Here is a 23,112-nt window from a genome sequence, read left to right as displayed (position 1 = left end):
AGCACACCCTTAACTTTTATTTAGCATATAAAAAATGATACTTTATATAAAATTCCATAGCCTTAGCGGAAACTCCATTTACGGATTCTGAGTAATTTAAACCAAAAACTAGATGATCTTGATTAAATATTTTTCCGCCCATCCCCCCGTCAAATCCAAAATTAAATGAGTTTGATTGACCGTTATAGTAAGGACTAAATGAAAAGAAAGGTCTCCAAACCCTTGTATATGAGTTACTATTTACCATACCGTAATTAAAAACTGCTCCTATGTTATAAAAATCTTTCGGCACGGCTAAAGTGGGTTTTTTATACAACATATCTATTGTGCCATTTAAGGAGTTACTGCCTGCCGAGTAAGCGCCGTAATCATAAAAGGCTTCAACAGATATATCAGGATATCCAAGTCTATATGCTTTACTAGCCGATATACGAGCATAACTGCCTTTTGTTAATTCCACATCATCTTGTGAGCTATAATCGTTTAATTCGTATAGAATATTTAACGAAGTAGAGTTTAGTACATTCCAATTAATTTTAAAATCGTATGAAGTTTTTTTACCGCCAAGCAGCAGTCCGATACTCTCTTTGGCTTCTTTATTTTTTTCATAAGAGATATCTGTTTTTAAATTTTTACTCATCTGATAAGAAGCATCTATTTTATATGATAAATAATTTTTCATAGATTCATGATAAGCCAAACCGAAATCAAAATAAACTTTGTCATAAATCTTTCTTAGTTCCATACCGGCTTTTATCGTATCTTTTGGGATTTGGTTAAAAAGATTTTCATCTAAGATTGAGTTTTTTACATAATCAACTTCATTAAAGAGATACCAACCGTTTAATATATAAATTTTGTTATTCAGTTGTAAAGATTTTTGCAAAAGCTCGTCTCTTTTATAATGCGAGAATTTTGCATCAAACTTATTCGCATAATCTTTTGATAAAGAGAGATGTTGAATATAGCTATTTTCTGAATAACTGTTTTTATCTAAACTATCATAAGCTAATGTCTGAGAGAGCGCTATTTGACCATCTTTTTTTGCTTCTGAAGATGCATCATCAACTGGTAAACTTGCTAGATAAAGTTCTAGCATATCTTCAATTTCACTGCGATTTTGGAAAATCACGGCATTGTTAAATCTATGCCATATCTCTTTATTTTGAATATTTTGATATATCAAACCACTATCTTCGTATGCACCGTTATCTATTGCAAAAGAGTAAGAAATTTCATCATAATTTTTCTTTAATAGATACTCTTTTGATTCAAAAAGTTTTTTTTGAAATTCATCTGCACTCAATGTATATAAAGAAGCACGAAGATATCTATTTAAGTATGTATCGTTTTTTAATAGCGAGCTATCTCCTCTGCCGTTTTCCTCCAACTCTTTTAAAATAGTTTTTATGCTACTATTAAAAGAGTCTTCATCGTTTTGAGCTTTATATATATATGCTTTTAAAAACTTAAAATCCAAACTATTTACACTGTAATGATTTGTATCTGTAAGCTGTTGTAAATAGTATGACGCTCTGTCGATATCTTGCAAATAAAAATATGCAGATGCCATAGGCATATAATACTCATCACTTATATTTTGAGTCTCTTCAAGATCTTTTAAAACAGTTTTTAACTCTTCGTCAAAATGATTTTCTATATAAAACCAAAAAAGCGTCAATTTCATATTTAAATTACCCAAATCTAAACTTTGCGCTACTTTTAAAGCACTTTTAGACATCTCTAAATCTTTATAATATTTAAAAACTTGAGCTTTTATCACCCAGTAAAGTGCTTCATTTTTTATATACGTGTCATCATTGTCTATCTCTGTCATAAAATCTTTTAAATCATCATAGCGATTTAATTTTACCGCATTGTTTGCATAGTAATAAAAAAGATAGGATGCCTGATGTTTTTTATAAGCTTCTTTACATGCTTTTAAAACAAAATCTAAATCCTTACCTTGGTAAAACTGAATAACCCTCTCATAATCAACTATGCGGGCATTGTCTAATGACATCAGTTTTTTGATAACTTCTGCACCATTTGAATAATCTTGCATATACCATCCAAGATCACTCAACAACTGCAAATACTTTATATCTTCATCATCAATAAATTTTTTAGCTATCAGCAGTTTTTCATACGCTAAATCCATATTTTTTTGCGTATAGTAAAAGTAAGTTATTTGTATAGCAGTCTCTTTTGTATAGAGCTTATTTTTTTCTAAAATATTAACGATTCTTGAAGCATTTGTTAAATCACCGATATCCGTATATATCCGAAGCGCACGCGACAAATAGTCAATCTTTGAACTCTCTTTGTTATACTCTGCTTCTAAAATAGCTGCCGATTTTTCAGGAAATCCTATCTCAGAATAGACAAATTCCATTAAGTCTATATTCTCTTTTGTCGGTTTACTCAAAGCATTAGAGACTACCAAATCTTCAATACTCTCATATTGATAAGTTTGCAGCCCGTAATTAATAAGATTTTGTTTAACCTCTTGATCTTTAGTTTTCTCATATATAAAAAACATATATTTTATAGCTTCATTATTGCGCCCGCTCCATTTAGATGTTTCGGCCATTTTCTGATTCCAATATATAGAGTTCGGATCTCTTTTATAACCTAGTTTAGCGGCTTTATAGGCATTTTCAATGTCATTGTCATATAAAAATACCTGCAAAAGCAATCTTAATTCTTCATCCTTTTTATCAACAAATGAGTTGTTTACATCAACTTTAGCACTTTTGGCAATATCATCGGCAAATAAAAAAATAAGACTTAAAAATATTAAAATATATATTTTCATTTTTCTAAGTCCATTATTTTTTTAGCCAATTTTGACGCCAGCTTTACATCTCCGCCTGCCAAATAAACTTTTAACAAAAAAATTCTAAATTCTTTATCGTTTATATAAAAGTTTTCATATTTTTGAGCCAATTCTACCGATTCTTTTAAATAATTTCCAGCTTGTAGAGACTCTATAGCCTTTATAAGATATTCTTTATCTTTTGATTTATTATAAATCTCTATATAAGCTTGGGAAGCCTTGCCGTATTGTTTAGTATAGTTGTAAAAATGTGCCAGCTCTTTTACAAAAGAGTCTGAATTTAAAGAGTGTTTTTTCAAAAGTATTTCTGCCTCAGTATACTTTTGCTTATCCATCAGAAGATAGTATTCGGCCATTATCCATTTTAACGCATTGGCTTTGTCTTTTTTTTGCAATTGTTGCAGATACGGCAATGAGTCTTTACCCATTTTATTTAAAAGGTAATAAATACGCTCTAGTGATTGTATATCATTATCGTTTTGTTTTAATTTTTTTAACAATAGATTATGTGCACTTAAATAGTCGTTCAAAAAAATGGCCTCTTCGTACCATATATCCAAATCTTGTACATCATAAAGATTGTCTTCGACTATATTTAAAAATATACTTTTTAGTTTTTTAATAATTTGTTCTTTTTGTTCTTGGGTATCAACTAGATAATAATTTTCTTTATGCAGAGTATAACCCAATGTATATGCCTCTTTTTTTATTTTTTCATCACTGCTTGAGTGCAATAACTCAACCAATCTCAACGAGATATCCTTTTTACCGGATTGTAAACCCACCTTAGCCAATGTCAACATCAATGACTCATTTTTAGGGTCATGCTTTAACATATTTTTTAGATAGAGCATGCTCAAATCATAGTTGGAGTCTTCTCGTAATATTTGATCTTTTATCAACTCTTTTGGATATAAAAAAAATAAAATAACAACAAATGTAGCAAATACGATAGCTATCTCTTTATATGTTGCTACTTGAAGTCTATCTTCATTGACATGTGACATTTATATTTACTTTATTTATATTTTTATACTCTAAAGATATCTTATTTTTATCCTTTTTTGTTAGAGCTTGCGAAGATGATTTGAGTGTACAGTTGCTTGGAAGATAAAAACTAAGCTTTAAATCTGTGTGACCGCTAAACGAAAATATCTGTTCTTTATCGCTTGTGGTGTAGTTGGTTACTTTAGCATTCGCATCTATGAGATAAGCTTTTTTATTTACCGCATTTTCTTTTAAAGTTAAAAGTTGTTTTTGACTTTCATCTAGGTGTATATATGTTCTGTTTTGGATGGTTTTAAATCCGACAACCCCTTTAGAATTTTTTATATCAACACTCAAATCAGGTTTTTCAAAACGAAGAGTTTTTAATGATTTAGTTCCCTCAACAAGCCATTCATCCGACTCATTTGCTATGGATACGACATAATAATCCATCGCGTTATAAATATACTCAGATGTAAATATAGGAAAAACATCCTGCTCCAATGCCCAATCAAAAACATACTTTAGAGCATTTAAAGAAGCTCTTTTTGAACCGGAATATAGATGATAATAGATATCTATCGGTTTAAGCCTTTTTGGAGTATCGGTTAACTTAAATGTCTGTACGACTTTTTTAAATCCCCAAAAAGATTCAAGCCAGTTATTAGTATATACATTTTCATTTTGAGCGCCTGTATAAATTTGATAATAATCTCCTCTTTTTAAACCGATCGGCGCTACATTTGAAAGCCATGGAGATGTATTTGTTATCGTTGTATAGCCGCCGTTTATATTTAAAAACCTATTTTTATATATATATTTTAAAACATCCTCTCTAGGGTCGCACGAACCGCTCCAAAAAACAATATTCGCACGCGGTTTATTTGGCGGTTGCAGCTTTGTGCTTATATCATCTAGGGATACTTTAAACTCTCTCTCCAATGAAAATTTATAATTTTTCACTTTCAGTCTATACTCTTCATCAAGATTTCCGTCTACTATTTTACCCCAAGAAAACGGATGCGTATATGTATGTGTAGCTCCTTCGACATTATCCAAACTATAAATCCGCTTTGCTATATTTATCATCTTTTGCGAAATATCGGGATAAAGTCCCTCCGGATTTATCTCGGCACCTATTACAGATACGGTATGTGGAATTTTATACACTTTTAAAATATTTTCTAAAATTATATCACCTGAAAACAGTTCAGGATTCCACTCTGCTCTATTCATAATTCCATCGCCGTCTATATGCGAAAACAATAAACGGTTTGCATTCTGCGTAGTCGTATCGGGAACTGCCAAAGGTTTTAATCTCAAAGCTTGTCGAAAAAATTCAAAAGGGTTAATAACCCAAAGATTTTCTTTATTGATCTCTATTATAGCAACTTCATCTAAAGCATAGCCGCCCCACGGGGTTATCGCCGCATGAACCGATTGTTTTTTATGTTCATCTTCATAAATAATCAGTGGTTTTGAATCTCTTGGTTTTAAATATCTATCACCTATAGACAGAGGCGGCTGTACTTCATAACCAATCATATCATCTTTAAATATTATAGTTTTTTTATCCGAGATACTCTCTTCTGCATCTATGGTTTCAATACCCAAAGAGTCCAAAGCCGTACTCTTTATAAAAGTACCGAAATTATCGATAAACACAACCTTTATTCCTAGCGAATGAAGCTTGGTTACCCATTTTGTCAAACTTTTTGGATCTTTATACGGCTGCTCCAGCCATACTACTACACCGGCATAATGTCCCATATTTTCAATCTTCGGCAATCCTTGGTTTATCTCATATAGTTCTTGTATATACCCCAGATACTCCAAAGGAAGTGCACCGTACATATGCGATCCCAAAACACTTCTATCTTTTTTACCCTCATCTATAAGAAACAAAATCTCTCTCTTTAGAGCATTTTTAGAAGATTTTCCGTAAATATCCAATTTAGGAATTGATACATACGGAATCATTCCTCTTGATTTTATAATGTTTATAGACTCATCTATCTTGTCAGATTCATTTTGAGGCAAATAATCTACCGCTATTAAATCCAAACCGTAAGATTTGATTTTATCGATATAAGAATCTAACCACTTTTTATCTTCCAAAGAGACTTTTTTATATGTTAAATCCTTAGAATTTATACCATAATGATAAGATTCAAATAAAACCGCTTCAACAAATTTATGAACCCTCTCGATAATCTCAAATCCGCGATTTATAACAAGCTTGGAATGCGGAAATTTTTTATGAAAAGTGCTTATAAACTCAACCAAAGCATCTTCATACTCTTTTGATTGCTCAGTAGTTTTTGCATACATTTGATAAGAGTCAAGCGTATCGAAAAAAAAGTTTATATGCCCCTCTTTTATTTTTATTTCTATTATTTCTTCAAATAAAAATTTTTGATAATCTTTATTTCTAATATCTAAAACCGCGCTATTCCAGCTGCTATTTTCTCCTATAATCCATTTTGGATCTATTTTTTTATACTCTTTAGTATCTTTATTTACTTCCAATATGCTTACATAAGCATACATTTTATCTTTGTAAATAGAAAAACCGTGCGTATTTGTATCTATATTTTGAGGCTGAACTATTATGTAGTCGTGAATCCCTATCGTTGGATATGATATATAATCTGCATAAAAAACAATTTCGCTTTTGTCCTTAAGTGATCCGCTTAAAGAAGTAACAATAACAAATAAAATAAATAAAAATTTACTGCAGCATAAATGTTTCATAATCCAACCTATTCATCTCATTTCTAATAACTATAACACTGGCAGTAAAAACCAACAATAAAGACGAAGCATAACCGTACCCAAACATAGCAGGCCCCATATCGATAGATATATAAGTCAAAACTCCGTTTGAAACAAAAAAGGCTATACAAAGCCACATGGCCACCAATTTTCTATCAAGATAATAAAGTATCGCTAAGACTGACATAAAACTAACCTGAAGCATTGCTCCGATTGTTAAAATATATAACAATCCCAAATATAACTGTGGAATATTTAATACTTTAAATATAGACGGAGCCGTCAAAAACAGCAAAATATTTAAAACACCCTGTATCATAATAATTTCACGTATTGCATGGCGAATCACATCAACCATATCATTTCTATATCTTCTAATGGTATCCAATGTTCCGCCGTTTCTTACGGAATCATAATATAATTCGTACTTCTCTGCGAAATCGGCTTCTAAACGATAAAAGAAAATTGCCATACCGGGAAGTATAGATAGATAGGCTAAAAATATCGGTATATCGTAGACAACCGATGCATTTAGTTTTCCAATAACTGCATTTCCTGTTAAAGGATGATACCAAAATATAAATTTATCTACCCATGCACCTAGATTATAAGCAAGTCCCGCGATACCTAAAGACCAGTAAAAATTTGGGGCAAAAAAGAAATCTATCTTCATAAATATTGACGAATTGTATGATTTGATAATAAGCGTCATCAAGATTACGAATAGTATTGAATTTCCTATAAAAAATATAAACATCAAAGCTTCTATACTATCACCAAAAAGATATGAGAACAAAACAATAAAAGCATAAGAAGCAAAATATGCCCATACTACACCGATATAATATTTTAAACTGGCAGCTAATATACTAGATATCCAAACTCCGCATAAAATTAAAAATATTGATATTACTCCAATTAAAAACAGAAGATTTTGTGTATCAAATATATAAAAAACCAAAGGAATAACAAATGGCAGACCGATTAACCATGAGAGAAAAATTGCACCGAAATATGACGGAAGAACTTCATCTTCTCTCTTCTCAAATATCAAATCAGCCACATATCTGGTAAAAGGGAGCTGCAATACCCCCGTAACTACAAGACTGGAAGCTAAAGCTATAGCATAAGTTATAACTATTTGAAATTTAGCGGCTTGACTCATCGCGCCCATAGTTGAAATATTTACAAATCCGACTAAAATAATAGCTACGATAGATATAACCCAAGGTCCTGAACTAAGAACTGCAGAGTAACTATAAACTTTAGCAAGAGATAACAATCTATCTTTTTTTAAAATTCTGCGAAGCTCAAAACCTATTCCGGCCATTACAATTTACCGTCCATAGCTTTTAAATATATATCATTATATTGTTTTAAAAACATCTCTTGTCTGTAATATTTTTCTACTCTTAACAAAGCAACTTCCTGAGCCCTCTTCCAAGCATCATAGTCTGATAAAAAATGGATATACTGTTTTGCCAATTCGGACGGGTTTGCAATATTGGTTATAGCACCGGCAGCACCGAGTGCTATATCTTCATCATCCAAACCGCCGTATATTAAATCCCTACAACTACCGACGTCAGTCGCAACACACGGAACTCCGGCAGCATAACCCTCTAGTATGACAAGCGGCATACCCTCGCTTATGGATGTTAACGTTTGAAGCGCAGATTGCGGAAGAATATTTTTAATATTTTGAAATCCTAAAAACTTCATATTGTTTTTTAAACCTAAAGATTCGACCATATATTCACACTCGGCAAAATATTCCGGATCTTCATCCGTCGGACCGACTACCCAAGCTTCAACATCGGGAATTTCATTTAGAGTTATTCTAATAGCACGAATAAAAGTTTTAATATCTTTAATAGAAACTACACGACCTATAAGCGTAATAATCGGCTTAGGAGGATTTTGTCTTTTAACCATAGTTGCATTTAATCCGTCAACATCAACCCCGTTTGGAATAACTTTTGTTTTGGATTCATCCGCACCGAATGCAATTTGAATCTTTTGTGCTCCTGGATATAAGGACAAAATCGTATTTGCTCTTTTATATGAAAACTCTCCTATTTTTTCAAAGAAATTTACCCACATTTTTTTAATATAGTTAAACTCTTCGGGCTGTTTTAAAAGAGGTGATTTCTTAAAACTGACCCAGTCGGCAGTCAACATATCTATTTTTCTCTCTCTTGTATAAATTCCGTGCTCAGTCAAAATATACGGAACATTTTTAGTATATGAGCCTAATGCTCCTAAAAAACCGGCATACCCTGTTGAGGGGGAGTGAAAAAGTTTTATAGACGGAAAGTTCTGAACAATTTTAGCAAGTATCCAAATCGGTCTGTGTATATTTCTCAACGTCCAAAAATAGTCTATAAAAGGGATGTCAGGGCAATTTTTCATATAACTTTCATTTAAGAACTCCCAAGAGAGATCTGAATATAAAAAATGTTCAAAAGTCACATCTCTCATATAAAAATTTATATCTTTCATCATATCCGGAATATCGGCATTTTTTTGTGAAAATGATTTGTGAAGCTCTCTAAGAGCTTCAAAACTTTTTTTATCTGCTTTTATTTTTTTAACCGGCGGATTATCATCTCCAAACATATAATGAACTTCTAAATGAACCAAATTATCAGGGAGTTCATATCTCATTTCACCGTATTCACTCTCTTGAGAACCTACAAAGCAAATTCCGAATCTTATATCCGGCAATCCGGCTAGAAGTTGAGCTATCCAAGATGAAACGCCGCCTCTGATATATGGATAAGTTCCCTCTGCCAAAAGCATTACATCGACATCTTTACTTTGTCTTATATATCTGCCCACTAGGCTCTCCACTGTTCAAAAATCGGATATAGCGTACTATTTAACTGCAAACTGTTTAATTCGGATATTATTGATTTTGCAGTTCTGTAATTGCCTGCATTAAAATTTATCTCCGCCAGGTAAGGTCCAACAAATTGATTTTCTTCTAGATTCATCTCACATATATAGGAAAACTCCGTTGCCGCCCTGTCATAATTTTTCTGTAACATATAAACTCTTCCCAGCATCAGATTTAATTTCAAATCATACGGATAGCTAAGAGCGGCAAATTTTATATATTTTAAGACTTCACTTAAATAATAATCTTTTAAAGAGCTCTCTGAAAGTTCATAATAAATCATCTCCCAATAGAGTGCTGCAAGTTCTTTTGCTATCAATGCTTTTCTTTTTTCATCACTCTCTTGTTTAAATTTTTCAAGATTTTGATGTATCTTACCGTTAATTCCTCTTTCAATTTTATCTATGATTGCAAAACTAAATAGTCTAACCTCATCATTATTACTAGATAGCGTATATTTTATAATATTTATATTTTTTTGTGAAATATTATCCGACATAGAAACAAGTGCTTTGATTTTTAAAGATGTAGATGCATAGTCATTTTGCATAAGCTCATACATAGAACTCTCTCCAAAAGCACGTTCTACATTTATAAAATAGTTTTCAAACTCATCAAGATCTATAACATGTACATTATCTAATACATCCTCATACTTAACATTTTTTAAATAATAAGATATCCAATAAGAGAAAAAATATCCTATTACAGGTAAAGATATATTAAAAAGAAACATAAAGATAAAAGCTCTTTTTTTAGAATCAAAAAACCTTTTTTGCATATATCTAGCCGAAATAAGACTGATGATAGTAGTAATAATTATATGAAAAATATAAAATATTTTGATATATTCATCATAAAACAGTAAATTATTATTCAACATATCGTACATTTAAATATTTTTCCAATAAATTCATTTTTGAAAAATCAAATGTCATATATTCAAAATCTTTTTCTTTAACATCGCCGAGTCTATTTAAAAGACGATTCATAAAACCAAACGCAGAAGCTTTATCTGCAAAAGGAAACAATAAAACGACATACTGATATTTTTCTTGCTTAACCAATGTTACAATATCAAGAGAACGCAATAATTTTTGGGTTGTAGTGTACAATCTCTCAACAAGCAAAGGGTCTTTTATTTTAAAAACAAACGATATAGAATCAATTCTATAATGTTTATACAAATCATATAAACGAAAGTACTCAAATCTAAATTCATCATCGGTTATAACGCCTAAATCGGTGTGTTCTATCAATATTTTTTGCTTGCGCATCTCATTTGAAAAATATTCAAACAGGATTGATACCGATGTCAAATTTTCCTTGTTAAAAGACATGAAAGGCATTTTTTCAATAAGCAGCAAGCCTACAATTTCTTCCATATAAAGAGCCGGTATTACGGCAATATATTTACTTTTTTTGGTTGCTTCGTCACTTATGTAGACAGGTTTGCGTTTTTCTAACGCATCTATAATCAATAAATCCTTAAAATTGATATCTTCTATCGTATCAACGGTTTTAGAGATAATTTTAAAGTTATCGCCTATATCTTGTTTATAAACTATTGTTGCAATAGAGACATTATACGATGTCTCTAAAAGCTTTAGAAAATTTTCATATTTATCTTCTTGAATGATATTTGATTCTTTTATAATTCTAATAGAATGCCGCAAACTCATAGGCTTGATTACATAATTTTTTTCTAACTGATCATGAGATGTTTTTAGCGTATAAAATGCTTTTGAGAGTTCATTTAATTTTATCTCATAATATTGTGAATTAGTCTGTGCTTCTCTTATGCGTTTTGTCCAATAATAGTGGAATTCACTAAATATTAATGTCATCATCAAAGAGATTAAAAAATCAACATACAAAAATACAGGGTAAAAATACCACATTGCGGAAGCTAAAATGCCGGTAGCAATCATACCGCTTTCAAAACCGTGGAACAGGGTAATAACAGCCAATAGAATCAACATATAAGGTATGTTGCCGGCTGTCATGCAGATATCGTTGGAATCTATAATATATCCTACGACTAAATATAAAGAAACTATGACTATCGTTTCAAAATAAGCGTAATCGTGCAATTTTTTAGTTATTGCGGCTAATTTTGTTTTTTCTTTAATTCGCTTATGAACGATTTTCATATATTTTTACTAATTAAAAAGCATTGATTTTATCAAATTTTGCGCCGTTTCACCAATAGAACTACTCGCCCAACCGCTGTTTGAACCTATAGAGCTCCATACGACTAAAGATGTTTTTATATCAACTAACGCACATTGTATGCTAACGGCAGCCTCTCCGTCTATTCCCGTCTTATATCTCCACTCGCTAACACCGCCGTACATTAGATAGTCTGAACCGTCCTGCCTTGCCAATTCGATAGCTTTTTGTAAATCATATTTATCGATTGAAATATGACTCTTTATTATATATCCTTTGCTTAACAGTAAACCTTCTATAATATTTGATGCTCTCATACCGGCTTGGGATGTATCGGTATAATTATTCAACGGCAATAATGTTATTTTTGTATTTTTTTTAACCTGAGCAGATCCGTCAACATCTACATAAGGAGGCGGAAGACTATTGTTTGCTTTTACTATTGCACTACACCCCAAAAATAGAAAAAAAAGTAGCGCACTTAAAAGAATAACCCTCATTACTAAACCCTTTAATTTTTTTAATTTAATAAAATCATATAAATAAACACTTTTAAATATAATCTTGCTATGACAAACCGCGCAATTAAGGCTCTTTTACAGAAATAAAAGTGATGTTATCATAACAGTAATAAAGGGTAAATTAAAAAAATTCAACAACAACAGTTTAAGTGTAATTTTTTTAATAAATGCGCTAAAAGCCGCACTTATTATTTTGAAAAATTAAAACTGCGGTTGAAGAAACGGGATGACCTGTTTTTTACGGCTAAGTACACCGTCTAGCCATGCTTGATTATTTTGAAGTTTTACACTAAATGCAGCTTCGACTTTGCTTATATCATCGCTTAGAGCCAAAAGTTGCGATCCCTCTTTCATGATGTCAGTTAAGAGTATCACGATAGTATGAAGTCCGTCCTCTTCTTTCATCAGTTTCATATCGGCAAAAAGATCATCGATTCTATTCTCAAGCACGGAGATATCAACCATCTCAAGTTGCCCTACTCCTACTTTAGTGCCGTTCATATCAAAAGCTTTATAATCTCTTGTATTTAAGTTTCTTGCACTTGCACCCTCTACTGCCGATTTTGCTATAAACATCTCCATTGCAAGCGCTTTATAATCCACTATACCGCAAATCTCTGAGAGCTCTTTTACAGCTTTTGTGTCGGCTTTTGTACAAGTCGGGGATTTGAAAATTACCGTGTCGCTTAAAATCGTACACATCATCATCCCTGCTATATCTTTTGGAATCTCAATTTTATAATGGTCAAACATCTCTTTTATAACCGTATTTGAACAACCGATAGGGCGTATCCAGCACTCAAGCGGAGTATCAGTCGTAATATCGCCTAGCTTATGATGGTCTACTATTCCTAAAATAGTCGCTTCTTTAATATCTTTTGGAGCTTGGGCAAGGTCTGAAAAATCAACCAAATAAACTTTTTCACCCGCATAAGAAGTTTTAAGCTCAGGCGCACCTACACCGAACTTGTTAAGTATAAACTCCGTCTCAGGAGAGATATCGCCTTGACGAGTAGCAACACAATCTTCGCCGAGTTGATTTTTAAGATAAGCTAGAGATATAGCTCCAACGATAGAATCGGAGTCTGGATTTGTATGACCGAAAATATATGTTGACATGTAAATTACCTTTAATTTTTTTTGTAATTATACTTAAAGAAATTTAAAACAAAGATGATATAATTTTCGGATGAACGAGCAGATAAATAACAACTTGACCGATATATTCTTTTATTATAGTTTAGTAATATTCGGCGCCCTTTTGACACTGCTTGTACTTATCCATATGCTTTATCACAGACGAACTCCAAGCAGTATCATCGCTTGGCTTCTATCCATCGTTCTTGTTCCGTATATTTCAATGCCTCTGTACTTCATTATCGGTTCAAGAAAGAGAAAAAATAGATACAAAAAAAGTAACTTAATTCTTAAAAATCGAACAACGAACAATAACATACAAAACAGCATAGATAGAGTTTTAAGAGATTACGGGATTGCAGATGCTTCAAAAAACAGAGAGTTTAAACTTCTTTTTAATGCGGCGCAAACATATAATGAACTCTTGAATTGTATCAACGATGCAAAAAAATCCATCTATCTAAGCGTCTATATTTTTGAGTATGACACAGTTACAAAAGAGATTTTAAAAGCCCTCGTAAAAAAAGCAAAAGAGGGAGTTGAGATAAAAATATTGATTGACTCTTTAGGCTCCATTACTCTATATCTACTTCAACACAGACTTAAAGAGTTAAGAGATGCGGGTGCAAAAGTTGAATTTTTTATGCCGCTATTTGAAATGCCATTTAGAAACTATATAAATCTTAGAAACCATAGAAAAATCTATATTTTTGACAATGAAAAAGTTTTAAGCGGCGGGGCGAACCTCTCAAATGAGTATCTAGGAGAAGCGTACGGCAAAAAGAGATGGGAAGATATTATGTTTCTCATAGAGGGCTCCTCGGTAGAGCAATTTTTTGAGATATTTGCTTCAGATTGGTTTTATGCTTCACAAGAGAAATTAGAGTTTAAACAATACGATAAAGAGATTCAAGGCGATATTTTTTTACAGGTTGTTCCCTCAGGTCCCGACATGAATAAAGATACTCTTTATGAAGTGCTTTTATCTGCTATATACGGCGCAAAAGAGAAAATTTTCATAATCACTCCTTACTTTATACCCAATAATGCGCTTATTCAAGCACTTATTATTGCACATCACAAAGGTGTTGATGTTAAGCTTATCACGCCAAAAGAGGCTAATCACATCATAGTAAATCTTGTTAGAAGTTCTTACATGAGAGAACTTGAAGAAGCCGGCATAAAAATCTATCTCTATAACGGCTCGATGCTCCATGCCAAAGCTATACTTTTTGATAGCAGTTGCGTTGTACTCGGAAGTGTAAATTTTGACAACAGAAGCCTATTTTTAAACTATGAAGTTGCTACTTTTGTTTACTCCGCCAAGGTCATTAAGGAGATAGAGAAGTGGACTAAGGGATTAATATCCAACTCCTCTTTTGGAACAAAAAGGGTATCTGGTATGAAAAGAGTTTTTGAAAATATGATGCGAATATTAGCGCCGCAGCTTTAATTATGTTTAAACCGAATTGTCTTATAAAATTGCTCAAACATCAAGAGGAAGTACTCAAGAACGAATTTAGTATCTTGTGTTGGAATGTTGCAAAACTCACGCTAAACAACTCATATAAAAAATTTATAGACACTCTTATACAAAACTACGATTTGGATATTTTACTTCTTCAAGAGGTTAAAAAAAGTCTATCGAATGAGCTATATTTACATGACTACTCATATATTTTATCACCGAATATTGAGACGAAAAAACATATTTTCGGGGTTTTGAGCGCTTTTAGGGCATCTTGCGAAAATGAGCTCTCTTTGCTTACAAAAAAGCAGGAGTTTAGCTACGCAACCCATAAAATCTCACTCATTACGCATCATAAGTTTTCAAACAACAAAACGCTTCTTATAGTCAATCTCCACGCTATAAACTTTGTACGCAACAGTGATTTTAAAAATGAGCTGGATTATATACATTTGATTATCAAATCTCATTACGGAGCGATGATAGTCGCGGGTGATTTTAATACTTGGAATCTAAAAAGAGTGCAGTATTTAAAAGGGTTTGCAGACGATTTAGGCTTAAAAAAAGTAGAGTTTAGCGATGAATCGAATCTAAAAAAAGTTTTTACAAACTCTATTGATTATATCTTTTACAGAGAGTTGGATGTAACCTACGCAGAAGTAATAGATAGTAAAAAAATTTCAGACCATAACCCTATCATCGCGAAATTTAGATATTAATTAATAAACTCAACCACATCGTTAAAGCCAAGTCTCAACTGCTTTGGCTGCTCTTTTACTCTATACCCGAAAGGAAGCACTAATGATAATTGATATTTTTTAGTATCAAGTTCTAAAATCTCCTCAACTCTCTCTTTTTCAAATCCCTCTATGGCACAGCTATCTATCCCAAACATTGCCGCGCATGTCATCATATTTGCAGCCGCTATATAAGTTTGGCGCGCACTCCAGCAAAATATATTTTCATCACTGCTTAGAGTTTTTTCTAAATGGCTTTTATATAAATTGATATAAAAATCCAACTTCTCTTGGCTCATTCCTCTTCTTGAGAGCATAGCAAGCGGTTTGCCTGATTCGGGTTTTGCACTCTCAATCGCAGCAAGAATAACTACTAAATGAGAGCATGAGGTGATTTGAATCTGATCCCAGCAAAAAGGTCTTAATTTTGCTTTTAGTTCTTCATTTGTGATAACTAAAAATTTCCACGGCTCCATACCAAAAGAAGATGGAGATTTTCGCCCTGCTTCAAGTATCTCTCTCATATCTTCATCTGATATTTTTTTTGCTTCATCAAAAATCTTGCATGCATGTCTAAAATCCATCGCTTCATTAAATGTTTTACTCATGAACTATCCCCTATCAAAGTTTAAAAAAAAGATTATATACTTCCAATCAAAAACACAAAGTTAATTATGGAAAATTTCGCACTTATATTTGTAGCTATTTTTATCGGATATATTATAAACAAAATGAATGTTTTTCCAAAAGATACGCCTCTTATTTTAAACCAATTTATCCTCTATATCTCGGCTCCTGCGATGGTACTTCTCAAAGTTCCCAAACTTAGCCTCTCTTATGATGTAATCATCCCTGCTTTTATAGCTTGGGTTGTTATGAGCATAAGTGCTTTAGCTATTTTTTATCTCTCAAAACTGCTTACATTTTCAAGAGAAGTTACAGGTTCTTTGATGCTTGTAGCAGTTTTGGGAAACACCTCGTATCTTGGTATTCCTATAATTCAAGCATACTTTGGAGAAGAAGCACTCGGATATGTTATGATATATGATCAACTTGGCTCATTCATCGCACTCTCTACCTATGGAACATTTATATCGGTCTACTACTCTAGTTCACAAAAAATAAATATAAAAGCCCTCTCTATAAAAATAGCGACATTCCCGCCCTTTTTAGCTCTACTTGTTGCGCTCTTTTTTATAGGTACATCTTTTCATCCCATAGTAGAAAGTGTACTTGCTTCTCTTGCCGGCACTATTATTCCGCTTGCGCTTGTTGCTGTAGGGCTCCAACTCAAATTCAGACTTCCATCGGAGGATTTAAAACCTTTTGGAGTTGCTCTTGGCATTAAGCTTATCTTAGCACCGATTATAGCCATCTCTATATGCTATCTCTTTTCATGGAACTCTAAAGCGGCTCTTATCTCCATTATGGAAGCGGCAATGGCACCGATGATAACAGCGGCGGCAGTTGCTTCTATGGCAGGTCTTGCACCACGGTTAAGCTCTGCCATCGTAGGTTATGGAATCATTCTATCATTTTTAACTACATGGATTGTATATAATTTTATAAATTAAGGAGTTTTATGCACTGTTATTGCAATAGTAAAAAAGAGTTTAGCGAATGCTGCGAAGCGTATCTAAGCAACAAATCAAAACCATCCACTCCAAAGCAGCTTATGAGAAGCAGATATAGCGCTTATGTTTTAGGCGACGGCGAATATATAGTAAAAACTACGGTAAAAGAGAATCGTTACGAAGATGACATAGAACTTATAAAAGAGTATGCCAAAAGTGTTATCTGGCTAAATCTTGAGGTATTGCAAGCAAAAGATGCTATGGTCGAGTTTAAAGCCTACTATAGAGATGCAGAGGGCATAAAAGTTCAACATGAAAAAAGCAATTTTGTAAAAGAGGACGGTATGTGGCTTTACAAAGGCGGTCTGCTTTTAAACTCAAAAATAGAGCGCAATATAGCTTGTCCATGCGGAAGCGGCAAAAAATATAAGAAGTGCTGCGGATAATTAAAATTAAGAATTACTTAATATTTTCAGTAGTATACTCGTCAAGTAGTATATTATAAAAGGATATCAGATGAAACAGTTAACGATATTATCAGTGGTTTTAATACCGATGCTTGTAAGCGCAATGTCAATTACCGACGCGGTTCAGAAATCAGTTCAAACGCACCCTCAGATTGAAATGAAAAAAGAGGATCGCAATACACAAAGAGAATTGCTAGATCGTGCAAAGGCAGGTTATTTACCGTCTCTAGATCTCTCTTACTCGGTAGGTCCTGAAGTAACAAGAACTATAAATAACGGCAGAGAACGCGAAAATTTAACGCGACAAGACGCTTCTGCTACATTAACGCAAAACCTCTTTGCCGGTTTTGATACAGAGTATGGAGTTAAGCAGCAAAAAGCGCTTATTTTATCTGCCAGCGATACCGTTAAAGAGAGTGCAAACGAGTTGGCTTTGGCAACTGCCACATACTACATAGAGGTACTCAGAACTTATGAGTTGTTTCAAATCTCTAAAGAGAATGTAGCAGTACATAAAAAATATCTCTCTCAGATAGACGAGAAAGTAAAAGCCGGAGTCGGACGCAGTTCTGATTATAAACAGACTCTTGCTCGTTATGAGAACGCTCTAAGTATCCAATATTTGGCGGAACAAAATTATGTTAATGCGATATCTAGCTTTGAGCGTATATTGCCTGGCAATATAACTGCAAAAGATTTAGAAAAACCGAAAATCGGCAATGTTCCTGCTAATGATTTGGATACTTTAGTTAAAATTGCTATGCAAAACAACCCAAAAATACATGTTTCACAAGCGGATATTCAAGTTGCAACTGCCGCTCTTAAACGTGCTGATGCGCCTTATTATCCGAGAGTTGATATTAAAGCAGAATCTTACTGGAACAAAAATGTACACGGTGTCTCTACCGATATAACTAACCCAAATCCAAGCTTATTTGAGGAAGACTCCGGGTATAACGCTCTTTTAGTTGTAAAATATAACCTATTTAACGGTTTTGCAGATTCTGCAAACAAACAAGCAAACCAACACAGACTACTTAACAAAAACAGCACACTTGCAGATGCAAAACGCTATATTCAGGCATATACTGAAATCGCATGGCAAACATTTGAATCTACTAAAGAGCAGTTGGTTCATTTGGACAATACTATAAAATCAAGCGGCGAGACGGTAGCAGATTATCAAAAAGAGCATGAACTTGGAAGAAGAAGCATCATTGACCTTTTAAATATAGAACTTGAGTACAATAGTGCAAAAAATCGCAAAACTACGGCTGAATATGATCGCTTAATCGCTTACTATCAGATTTTATCTTATAGCGGCAAAATATTAGAAGAGATGGGTGTCGGTGTTGAATAACGAGGTTGAGAATCCATTATTGGAGTGCTTGGTAATTTTTACCAAGCTCTACAATCGTCCATACAGCGCAGAGGCATTAGTTGCCGATCTGCCGGTTCCTCCGGGAAGAACTACTCCTGAACTTTTTTCACTAGACTCTAAAGACTCAAAATCCGCTTTTCACAGAGCGGCGCAGCGTGCAGGATTTAGCTCTAAGTTAGTAAATTACTCATTTAAAGATATATCTCCTCTGCTTTTACCTGTCATATTAGTTTTAAAAGGCGATAAAGAGAGCCAAAAAGCTTGCATCTTAACGGAAATAAGTCCTGATAGAAAATATGCAAAAATCATACTCCCTGAAGTCGATGAGGGTGAAAATTGGGTCAAAACAGAATTTTTAGAAGATGAATATATTAATTTCGCATTTTTACTTAAACACAATCATGAGTACAAAGATACCCACAACCGTCTATTAAAACACGAAAATCATCACTGGTTTTGGGGAACGCTTAGCTACTTTTCAGGCGTCTATATAGATGTGGTTGTTGCTTCATTTTTAATAAATCTTTTTGTTATGGCAACCCCTATTTTTACCTTAAATGTATATGACAGAGTTGTTCCCAACAATGCAACGGATACGCTATGGGTATTTGCTACGGGTATTATCGTCATCTATATATTTGATATAGTTTTAAAATTTCTTCGCTCCTATTTTCTTGAAAATGCCGCCAAAAAAAGCGATGTCATTATGTCATCAATGATATATGAACATGTACTTAATCTAAAAATAGCCTCAAAACCACGCTCTGTCGGCTCTTTTGCTAGCAATTTAAAAGATTTTGACTCTATAAGAGGTTTTTTTACCTCCTCATCAATTGCAACTATTATTGATTTGCCTTTTACGATTATCTTTTTATTTATAACATATATCATAGGCGGTTGGCTTATAGCCATTCCTATAATGAGCGCGTTGGTTATTATTATCTACAGCGTAATTATTGAAAAACCGATGAGACACAGCGTTCAGAGCACTTATGAAGCATCCGCTCATAAGAACTCTGTTTTAATCGAATCTTTAACCGCATTAGAGACTATTAAGGCTTTAGGAATTAGCGGACAGTATCAGTGGAAATGGGAAGAAGCTACAGGCGATGTTGCACAAAAAGGTCTAAGATCTAAAATTTTATCCAACTCTATCTCAACATTTGTCAATTTTATAATTCAGTTAAACTCGGTAGCTCTTGTTATCGGCGGAGTTTATGCGATAGGTGAAAAATCTCTAACTATGGGCGGATTGATAGCAGTCGTTATGCTGGGTTCAAGAATGCTAGCCCCTCTTGGTCAAGTTGCAGCACTAATTGCAAATTTTCAACAAACAAAAACGGCATATGATGCTATTAACAACATTATGAAACTCGCAGTTGAACGCGAAGAGGCGAAAAATTTTGTTCAGCGCCCCTCTTTTAAAGGCAAGATAGAGTTTAGACATGTAAGTTTTATCTATCCAAATACTGACAATAAAATCTTGGACAATGTAAGTTTTATTATCAATCCGGGAGAGTCTGTCGGCATCATAGGCACCAACGGTTCAGGAAAAACCACTATCGAAAAACTTGTCCTCGGTCTTTATGAACCGACGGAGGGTTCTATCTTAATTGACGGTATTGACATAAAACAGATTGATCCGGCTGATTTGAGACAAAATATCTCATATGTGCCTCAGGATATCATACTGTTTCAAGGGACGCTAAAAGAGAATATCGTCTTACGCTCTCCGGGTGCAAGCGATGAGGATATTTTAAGTGTAGCTAAATTAAGCGGAGTAAATGACTTTGTTGATATACATCCGATGGGGTACGACATGCCTATCGGTGAAAGAGGCGACGGACTCTCGGGAGGACAAAAACAGTCCATATCTATTGCACGGGCTTTTATACATCAAGCACCGATTATTCTGCTTGATGAACCTACTAACTCTATGGATAGCACGCATGAAAGTCACTTCATCCGAGCTCTAAATGATTATAAAAAAGATCATACAATGCTTTTGATATCACATAAAAATATCTTGTTGGCACTGACGCAAAGACTGATTTTACTAGACAGAGGCAAAGTCATTTTAGACGGTGCGCATGATGATGTAGTTAAACAATTACAAACACCGAGAAAGAGTAATTAATGGGTCTTGAAGATAAATTTGAAGAGTACTCTTATAGAAAAAAAGATATTAAAAATCTTCGTATAAAAAACAGTGAAGATTTAGAGTATATGAACTCCGTGAGTGCCGCAATGCTGATGAACAGCTCACTCGGTACTAAGATTATGTTATGGATTAGTGCCTTTTTTATTATTTGGCTTATTTTCTGGGCACACAATGCCGAAATTGACGCACTTACACGTGGTCAAGGCAAGGTGATTCCTTCCAATCAAGTTCAAGTCATACAAAATCTTGAAGGCGGGATTGTTAGTGAAATTCTTGTTGAAGACGGAGAAGCGGTAAAAAAAGGCGATATTCTTATAAAAATTGACGATACGGGTTTTGTAAGTAATTTCATAGAGAGTCAACTCCGCTATAACGAACTTCAAGCAAAAACTATTCGACTTTTAGCCGAATCGACAGGCAGCCCTTTTAAAGCTAGTGAAACAGTTAGAAAAAGTTCACCGGAACTTATTAAATATGAAGAGTCTTTATATCTTAGCAATAAAGAGCAGTTAGAAAACAGTATACTCATTTATGAGCGCCGTTTAGAACAAAAAAGAGATGAACTTAAAGAAGCTCAGGCAAGACTAGCTAACCTTGATAAAAGTTATGAACTAATTTTAAAAGAGCTGCAGCTAAATAAACCGCTAGTTGACAAGGGTATCGTAGCCGAAGTAGAGTACTTAAAACTTCAAAGAGAAGCAAGCGCCATTGAGGGTCAAATGAAATCAACGAAACTCTCTATTCCTCGTCTTACTTCTATTATAGAGGAACAAAAAAACAATATTATGGAACTTGATTTCAAATTCCGCAATATTGCCAAAGAGAAGTTCAACGAAGCAAAAGCTGAAATGTCGCGAATCGAGAGTGCCAATATAGCCAGAGAAGACAAGGTGAAACGCACATTTGTCCGATCTCCCGTAGACGGAACAATAAAACAGTTATTGGTAAATACGGTAGGGGGTGTTGTAAAACCGGGGATGAATATTATCGAAGTAGTTCCAACTCAAGACAACCTGCTTGTCGAAGCAAAAATCAAACCTGCAGATATCGCTTTTTTATTTCCGGGGCAACGTGGCATTGTAAAATTTTCTGCTTATGACTTTGCCATATACGGCTCAATACATGGAACAGTTACACATATAAGCGCCGATACGATTTATGATGAAGTCAGCAGACAAAATTACTATCTTGTTCGTATAAAGACTGATAAAAATTACTTAGGCAGCGAAGAGAAAAAACTTAACATTATGGTCGGTATGACGGCGGATGTTGATATCATAACCGGCAAAAAAACAGTGTTGGACTATGTTCTAAAACCGATACTCCGTGCAAGGGAAAATGTACTAAGCGAAAGGTAACTATGAAAAAGATTGTGCTATTTACAAATATGTCCTCTATCAAAAAACATTGGGAAAGTGCTTTAAAAAATTCATATAAACCCGTAGTCATTGAGGAGTTTGATGAACTGACTCATTATCTAAAAAAACATAGTGCAAAAATTATCGTCATGTTTGATGAGATGAGTATTTCGCATATCGAGGATGCACTGCAAAAGTTAAAAGAGTACCCTCATGCTACTGTTTTGCTTTTTAATGCAGTACCGGAACTTCACCATGCATCAACTCTGCTTGGCAGCGGTATAAAAGGGTATGAAAATTCTTATATAAACAAAGAAAATTTACTAAAAATGCTCCAAGCCGTCGAAGATGGTCACAACTGGCTTTTTGCCGATTTAACCTACTTTATCGTTAACAAATATATGCAAAACAAAAATATAGATGAACCGGAGTTTATGTCATTTTTAACTGAAAAAGAGAAAAGTATAGCTCTTATGGTCGCTAACGGACTTAGCAATAAAGAGATTTCACAAAGAGAAAAGATTGCACTCTCAACCGTCAAAGGACATATCCATCATATCTTTGAAAAAGCGAATGTAACGGACAGAATCTCTTTAGCGTTAAAGTTTAAGTAGCAGACAGAAGAAGTTAACTTGC

18 protein-coding genes are annotated in these 23,112 nt (G+C 33.7%); 8 read left to right on the top strand and 10 right to left on the bottom strand.

Features of this window, described 5'->3' with window-relative positions; genetic code table 11:
• Nucleotides 1–16: 16 nt before the first annotated feature.
• The 9 genes from PHQ93_RS02690 to PHQ93_RS02650 all read right to left on the bottom strand — a co-directional run bounded on the left by PHQ93_RS02690 (nucleotide 17) and on the right by PHQ93_RS02650 (nucleotide 13,312).
• Nucleotides 17–2,818, bottom strand: a complete 2,802-nt coding sequence (locus PHQ93_RS02690; RefSeq protein WP_299940538.1) for a tetratricopeptide repeat protein — start codon at nucleotides 2,816–2,818, stop codon at nucleotides 17–19.
• Nucleotides 2,815–3,846 (bottom strand): hypothetical protein, encoded by a 1,032-nt coding sequence (locus PHQ93_RS02685; protein ID WP_299940536.1) that lies wholly within the window; start codon nucleotides 3,844–3,846, stop codon nucleotides 2,815–2,817. The genes PHQ93_RS02690 and PHQ93_RS02685 overlap by 4 nt, the downstream gene beginning before the upstream one ends.
• Nucleotides 3,830–6,580: an endo alpha-1,4 polygalactosaminidase gene (locus PHQ93_RS02680; protein ID WP_299940533.1), complete on the bottom strand. Its 2,751-nt coding sequence runs from the start codon at nucleotides 6,578–6,580 to the stop codon at nucleotides 3,830–3,832. Before PHQ93_RS02680 ends, PHQ93_RS02685 begins: the two co-directional genes overlap by 17 nt.
• The gene (pelG, locus tag PHQ93_RS02675; protein WP_299940530.1) at nucleotides 6,558–7,931 is read right to left on the bottom strand and encodes an exopolysaccharide Pel transporter PelG; all 1,374 of its coding nucleotides are present in this window, start codon (nucleotides 7,929–7,931) and stop codon (nucleotides 6,558–6,560) included. The genes PHQ93_RS02680 and pelG overlap by 23 nt, the downstream gene beginning before the upstream one ends.
• The gene (gene pelF / locus PHQ93_RS02670) at nucleotides 7,931–9,442 is read right to left on the bottom strand and encodes a GT4 family glycosyltransferase PelF (RefSeq protein ID WP_299940527.1); all 1,512 of its coding nucleotides are present in this window, start codon (nucleotides 9,440–9,442) and stop codon (nucleotides 7,931–7,933) included. Before pelF ends, pelG begins: the two co-directional genes overlap by 1 nt.
• Nucleotides 9,442–10,392, bottom strand: a complete 951-nt coding sequence (locus tag PHQ93_RS02665) for a hypothetical protein (protein ID WP_299940524.1) — start codon at nucleotides 10,390–10,392, stop codon at nucleotides 9,442–9,444. Before PHQ93_RS02665 ends, pelF begins: the two co-directional genes overlap by 1 nt.
• Nucleotides 10,373–11,653, bottom strand: a complete 1,281-nt coding sequence (locus PHQ93_RS02660; protein WP_299940521.1) for a PelD GGDEF domain-containing protein — start codon at nucleotides 11,651–11,653, stop codon at nucleotides 10,373–10,375. Before PHQ93_RS02660 ends, PHQ93_RS02665 begins: the two co-directional genes overlap by 20 nt.
• 9 nt (nucleotides 11,654–11,662) lie before the next feature.
• Nucleotides 11,663–12,172 (bottom strand): hypothetical protein, encoded by a 510-nt coding sequence (locus PHQ93_RS02655; RefSeq protein ID WP_299940519.1) that lies wholly within the window; start codon nucleotides 12,170–12,172, stop codon nucleotides 11,663–11,665.
• Nucleotides 12,173–12,394: 222 nt separating this feature from the next.
• On the bottom strand, nucleotides 12,395–13,312 hold the full coding sequence (locus PHQ93_RS02650; RefSeq protein WP_299940517.1) for a manganese-dependent inorganic pyrophosphatase: 918 nt from the start codon (nucleotides 13,310–13,312) through the stop codon (nucleotides 12,395–12,397).
• A gap of 70 nt (nucleotides 13,313–13,382) precedes the next feature.
• Here PHQ93_RS02650 and cls point away from each other — a divergent pair, with 70 nt between their 5' ends.
• Both cls and PHQ93_RS02640 read left to right on the top strand, forming a co-directional pair.
• Nucleotides 13,383–14,783, top strand: a complete 1,401-nt coding sequence (gene cls / locus PHQ93_RS02645) for a cardiolipin synthase (protein ID WP_299940515.1) — start codon at nucleotides 13,383–13,385, stop codon at nucleotides 14,781–14,783.
• A gap of 2 nt (nucleotides 14,784–14,785) precedes the next feature.
• Entirely contained in the window at nucleotides 14,786–15,517 is a 732-nt protein-coding gene (locus PHQ93_RS02640) for an endonuclease/exonuclease/phosphatase family protein (RefSeq protein ID WP_299940512.1), read from the top strand.
• Here the strand turns inward: PHQ93_RS02640 and PHQ93_RS02635 are convergent.
• Nucleotides 15,514–16,143 (bottom strand): NAD(P)H-dependent oxidoreductase, encoded by a 630-nt coding sequence (locus tag PHQ93_RS02635; protein WP_299940509.1) that lies wholly within the window; start codon nucleotides 16,141–16,143, stop codon nucleotides 15,514–15,516. The genes PHQ93_RS02640 and PHQ93_RS02635 overlap by 4 nt on opposite strands.
• Nucleotides 16,144–16,209: 66 nt before the next feature.
• Between PHQ93_RS02635 and PHQ93_RS02630 the strand changes: the two genes are divergently transcribed.
• The 6 genes from PHQ93_RS02630 to PHQ93_RS02605 all read left to right on the top strand — a co-directional run bounded on the left by PHQ93_RS02630 (nucleotide 16,210) and on the right by PHQ93_RS02605 (nucleotide 23,090).
• Nucleotides 16,210–17,109: an AEC family transporter gene (locus PHQ93_RS02630; RefSeq protein ID WP_299940506.1), complete on the top strand. Its 900-nt coding sequence runs from the start codon at nucleotides 16,210–16,212 to the stop codon at nucleotides 17,107–17,109.
• Between the two features lie 8 nt (nucleotides 17,110–17,117).
• Complete coding sequence (locus PHQ93_RS02625) at nucleotides 17,118–17,555, top strand: YchJ family protein (protein WP_299940504.1); 438 nt, start codon at nucleotides 17,118–17,120, stop codon at nucleotides 17,553–17,555.
• A 70-nt stretch (nucleotides 17,556–17,625) separates the two neighbouring features.
• On the top strand, nucleotides 17,626–18,936 hold the full coding sequence (locus tag PHQ93_RS02620) for a TolC family outer membrane protein (protein WP_299940501.1): 1,311 nt from the start codon (nucleotides 17,626–17,628) through the stop codon (nucleotides 18,934–18,936).
• Nucleotides 18,926–21,094 (top strand): type I secretion system permease/ATPase, encoded by a 2,169-nt coding sequence (locus PHQ93_RS02615; protein ID WP_299940498.1) that lies wholly within the window; start codon nucleotides 18,926–18,928, stop codon nucleotides 21,092–21,094. Before PHQ93_RS02620 ends, PHQ93_RS02615 begins: the two co-directional genes overlap by 11 nt.
• Nucleotides 21,094–22,476, top strand: a complete 1,383-nt coding sequence (locus PHQ93_RS02610; RefSeq protein WP_299940496.1) for an HlyD family type I secretion periplasmic adaptor subunit — start codon at nucleotides 21,094–21,096, stop codon at nucleotides 22,474–22,476. The genes PHQ93_RS02615 and PHQ93_RS02610 overlap by 1 nt, the downstream gene beginning before the upstream one ends.
• A 2-nt stretch (nucleotides 22,477–22,478) precedes the next feature.
• Nucleotides 22,479–23,090 carry a response regulator transcription factor gene (locus tag PHQ93_RS02605; protein ID WP_299940493.1) on the top strand — a complete coding sequence of 204 codons (612 nt, stop codon included), beginning with the start codon at nucleotides 22,479–22,481 and terminating at the stop codon, nucleotides 23,088–23,090.
• Nucleotides 23,091–23,112 lie beyond the last annotated feature (22 nt).

It is taken from the genome of Sulfurimonas sp., assembly GCF_028714975.1.
In the GTDB taxonomy this organism is placed as follows: domain Bacteria; phylum Campylobacterota; class Campylobacteria; order Campylobacterales; family Sulfurimonadaceae; genus Sulfurimonas.
The sequence above is the reverse complement of the archived record's forward strand: the minus strand, read 5'-3'. Positions and strand labels throughout refer to the sequence as shown.

Coding starts and splice junctions, on each gene's coding strand:
- PHQ93_RS02690 (WP_299940538.1), bottom strand. CDS start 2,818: ATGAAAATATATATTTTAATATTTTTAAGTCTTATTTTTTTATTTGCC.
- PHQ93_RS02685 (WP_299940536.1), bottom strand. CDS start 3,846: ATGTCACATGTCAATGAAGATAGACTTCAAGTAGCAACATATAAAGAG.
- PHQ93_RS02680 (WP_299940533.1), bottom strand. CDS start 6,580: ATGAAACATTTATGCTGCAGTAAATTTTTATTTATTTTATTTGTTATT.
- pelG (WP_299940530.1), bottom strand. CDS start 7,931: ATGGCCGGAATAGGTTTTGAGCTTCGCAGAATTTTAAAAAAAGATAGA.
- PHQ93_RS02665 (WP_299940524.1), bottom strand. CDS start 10,392: ATGTACGATATGTTGAATAATAATTTACTGTTTTATGATGAATATATC.
- PHQ93_RS02660 (WP_299940521.1), bottom strand. CDS start 11,653: ATGAAAATCGTTCATAAGCGAATTAAAGAAAAAACAAAATTAGCCGCA.
- PHQ93_RS02655 (WP_299940519.1), bottom strand. CDS start 12,172: ATGAGGGTTATTCTTTTAAGTGCGCTACTTTTTTTTCTATTTTTGGGG.
- PHQ93_RS02650 (WP_299940517.1), bottom strand. CDS start 13,312: ATGTCAACATATATTTTCGGTCATACAAATCCAGACTCCGATTCTATC.
- cls (WP_299940515.1), top strand. CDS start 13,383: ATGAACGAGCAGATAAATAACAACTTGACCGATATATTCTTTTATTAT.
- PHQ93_RS02640 (WP_299940512.1), top strand. CDS start 14,786: ATGTTTAAACCGAATTGTCTTATAAAATTGCTCAAACATCAAGAGGAA.
- PHQ93_RS02635 (WP_299940509.1), bottom strand. CDS start 16,143: ATGAGTAAAACATTTAATGAAGCGATGGATTTTAGACATGCATGCAAG.
- PHQ93_RS02630 (WP_299940506.1), top strand. CDS start 16,210: ATGGAAAATTTCGCACTTATATTTGTAGCTATTTTTATCGGATATATT.
- PHQ93_RS02625 (WP_299940504.1), top strand. CDS start 17,118: ATGCACTGTTATTGCAATAGTAAAAAAGAGTTTAGCGAATGCTGCGAA.
- PHQ93_RS02620 (WP_299940501.1), top strand. CDS start 17,626: ATGAAACAGTTAACGATATTATCAGTGGTTTTAATACCGATGCTTGTA.
- PHQ93_RS02610 (WP_299940496.1), top strand. CDS start 21,094: ATGGGTCTTGAAGATAAATTTGAAGAGTACTCTTATAGAAAAAAAGAT.
- PHQ93_RS02605 (WP_299940493.1), top strand. CDS start 22,479: ATGAAAAAGATTGTGCTATTTACAAATATGTCCTCTATCAAAAAACAT.